This window comes from Mycobacterium sp. TH-M15, from assembly GCF_057473705.1.
On the sequence record NZ_JBYCLB010000011.1, the window covers coordinates 1 to 2,107 of the forward strand.

The following is a 2,107-nucleotide window of genomic DNA, read 5'->3' on the forward strand; positions in this document are numbered from 1 at the left end:
GGGGCCCCCCCGCCCCCCCCGCGGCGCCCCCCCCCCGCCGCCCTCGGGGGCCGCATCGGTCAGCTCGGTGGGCGGGACACGCACTGCGCGGTGTACAGCGCGTCGCCCAGCTTGTCCATCAGTTCCAGCTGAGTCTGCAGGTAGTCGACGTGGGATTCCTCGTCGGCCAGGATCGTCTCGAGCAGTTTCGCACTGGTGCTGTCCTGCTTCTCCCGGCACATGACGACGCCCGGCTTGAGCCGGTTCAGCACGTCCAGCTCCAGCTGGAGATCGCTCTCGAATTGTTCGCGCAGCGTCTGGCCGATCCGCAGCGATCCGATGCGCTGGTAGTTCGGCAGGCCGTTGAGCAGCAGAATCCGATCGGTGATCACCTCGGCATGCCGCATCTCCTCGAACGATTCCTCCCGGGTGTGCGCGGCCAGTTCGGTGAAACCCCAGCTGTCCTGCATCTTCGAGTGCAGGAAGTACTGGTTGATCGCGGTGAGCTCGCTGGTGAGCTGTTCGTTGAGCAGTTTCAAAACGTCGGGGTCGCCGTGCATGATCGCTCCTCGGGTGTGTGACACGCGTCGCTGCTGGGCCACGGCCGCCGAGTTGCGATCGGGCGACTCGCCGAACCGTGCGGAATTGAATCTAGTGCAGTCGGCGGTGGCCGGCACCCGTTCTCGCGCAGCTCGACCCGGGTGAAAAGTCCGGCGCCGCAACCGCGATGGGCAGCGCGATCAACTTAGGTTAGACTCCGCTAACATGAGCGTGGATTCCGCCGGCCGAGGTGTGGTGGACGCCGTCAACGGCAGCGTCCCCGGTCGGGTTCCGCCGTCGCTCGTGCTGGCGGTCGACTACCGGGTCGACGACGTCGAGCGGACCTGGTCATTGATCAAGGACAGCCACTCCCCGCTGGTCGACCTCGGAGCGCACCATGTGGTGCTGTACACGTCGACGACGGAACCGAACCGGGTGCTGGTGACGATCGGGATTCGCCCCGGTGGCGCACCGATCACGGAGCTGCTGCGCTCCCCCGCCGTCTTCGAGTGGTTCGACCGGGCCGGCGTCAACGACATACCGGCGATATTCGCCGGCGCGGTCCGGGAGAAGATCGACCTGGCGGCTTCGGCCGCCGCCGTCCCGGGTGTGATCGTCGGCGCGGTGGCCCACGTCGGCAACCTCGCCGCGTTGATGGCCAACGTGCACGACGGACTCGAGCGGTTCCGGGACGCCGGGGTACGCCGGGTCTGGGTCTACGGGGCCGTCGACGACCGCCAGGAAGTGCTCACCCTGCTGGAGATCGACGGCGCGGCCAACGCGCAGCGCTGGATCGACCAGCCAGACACGGCCGCGGAATGGATGTCCGGCGGGCCAGCCGCCGGCTATCCGCGGCCGTTCGTCGGCGAGTTGGCGTACGTGATGACCGCCGAAGACGCAACCGGTCCGACCGGCCCAGCGGCTGTCACCAACCCAGCAGCGACTCGGCAGGGGTAGCGCGCGAATGTATGTCTGTCTCTGCGTAGGGGCCACCAAGCAGATGGTCTCCGATGCGGTTGCCGCCGGCGCGGCGACGTCGAAAGAGGTCGCCGCGGCCTGTGGCGCCGGTGCCGACTGCGGCCGCTGCCGGTGCACCGTGCGTGACATCATCGCCGCCGGCCTGACCGCGGCGCCGTCCGGGCCCGTGAACGAATCGCTCAGACACCTGGCGCTGGAGATCACCCCGATCGGCTCGCCCTGACCCTCGGCGCCGATTCCCGGGTCAGTCGCACGTCGTGGCCGGCTTCGACCCGCTCACCGATGATCCCGGCGAGCCGGCGGTAGGGACCGTCACGCCCGCTGCTGGAACGGAACACCAGCCCGATCCGCCGGCCCGGACGAGGCGCAGCGAAATACGCCAGCCCCAGCTGGCTGCGCTCGGCCTCCGCCGGTACCGCGGTCTGCGGGATCAGGGTCACCCCCAGCCCTCCGGCCACGCATTGCACCGCGGTCGACAGCGACGCGGCCCGGGTGACCGCCAGCTCGGCCGAGACACCGGCGCTGCGACAGATGTCCAGCGCCTGGTCACGCAGGCAGTGTCCCTCGTCGAGCAGCAGCAACGGCAGGTCCGTGAGCGCGGCCGGCGAGA

The 2,107-nt window shown here is 69.3% G+C and carries 4 protein-coding genes; 2 read left to right on the forward strand and 2 right to left on the reverse strand.

Annotated elements, in window-relative coordinates; genetic code table 11:
* Positions 1-59: 59 nt before the first annotated feature.
* Positions 60-539, reverse strand: coding sequence for a bacterioferritin (gene bfr / locus AC2VNT_RS00245; RefSeq protein WP_486944953.1), 480 nt, complete (start codon positions 537-539; stop codon positions 60-62).
* Positions 540-744: 205 nt separating this feature from the next.
* Between bfr and AC2VNT_RS00250 the strand changes: the two genes are divergently transcribed.
* Together AC2VNT_RS00250 and AC2VNT_RS00255 are read left to right on the forward strand one after the other, a co-directional pair.
* Positions 745-1,476: a fatty-acid--CoA ligase gene (locus AC2VNT_RS00250; RefSeq protein WP_486944954.1), complete on the forward strand. Its 732-nt coding sequence runs from the start codon at positions 745-747 to the stop codon at positions 1,474-1,476.
* Between the two features lie 7 nt (positions 1,477-1,483).
* Entirely contained in the window at positions 1,484-1,720 is a 237-nt protein-coding gene (locus tag AC2VNT_RS00255; RefSeq protein ID WP_486944955.1) for a (2Fe-2S)-binding protein, read from the forward strand.
* Here the strand turns inward: AC2VNT_RS00255 and AC2VNT_RS00260 are convergent.
* Positions 1,698-2,107: LysR substrate-binding domain-containing protein (locus AC2VNT_RS00260; RefSeq protein ID WP_486944956.1), on the reverse strand; the 410-nt coding region annotated here is incomplete at its 5' end. The two genes, AC2VNT_RS00255 and AC2VNT_RS00260, sit on opposite strands and share 23 nt — an antisense overlap.

What these genes read in the sequence shown, in the direction of transcription:
- bfr (WP_486944953.1), bottom strand. Translation starts at nt 539, where the DNA reads ATGCACGGCGACCCCGACGTTTTGAAACTGCTCAACGAACAGCTCACC.
- AC2VNT_RS00250 (WP_486944954.1), top strand. Translation starts at nt 745, where the DNA reads ATGAGCGTGGATTCCGCCGGCCGAGGTGTGGTGGACGCCGTCAACGGC.
- AC2VNT_RS00255 (WP_486944955.1), top strand. Translation starts at nt 1,484, where the DNA reads ATGTATGTCTGTCTCTGCGTAGGGGCCACCAAGCAGATGGTCTCCGAT.